Raw genomic sequence first — 263 nt, 5'->3', positions numbered from 1 at the left:
TACACTATCATCGGCGCTGTTTCGTTTCACTACTGAGTTCGGCATGGGGTCAGGTGGGTCCAAAACGCTATGGTTACCAAGCAAATTTGTTACAAAGGATTAATGACAAGCACATCGTGCTACTTTTTCCTTTGCGCAAGGTGATTTAACTTTAACGCTACGCGCTAAGTATCGCCTCATAAATTTGGAAAATATCTGATAATATTTTTTAAGTCTTTCGTCGTTGCTATCTACTTTAGCTATTAACTTCTGTCGCTTGTTTC

The 263-nt window shown here is 39.5% G+C and carries 1 rRNA gene; it reads right to left on the bottom strand.

What is annotated here, in order from left to right:
• Positions 1-81 (bottom strand): 5S ribosomal RNA (rrf, locus tag AN389_RS19825); the annotation flags it as partial.
• Between the last annotated feature and the right edge of the window lie 182 nt (positions 82-263).

This window comes from Pseudoalteromonas sp. P1-7a (assembly GCF_001401855.1).
In the GTDB taxonomy this organism is placed as follows: Bacteria; Pseudomonadota; Gammaproteobacteria; order Enterobacterales; family Alteromonadaceae; genus Pseudoalteromonas.
This window is presented reverse-complemented; position numbering and strand designations above follow the sequence as displayed.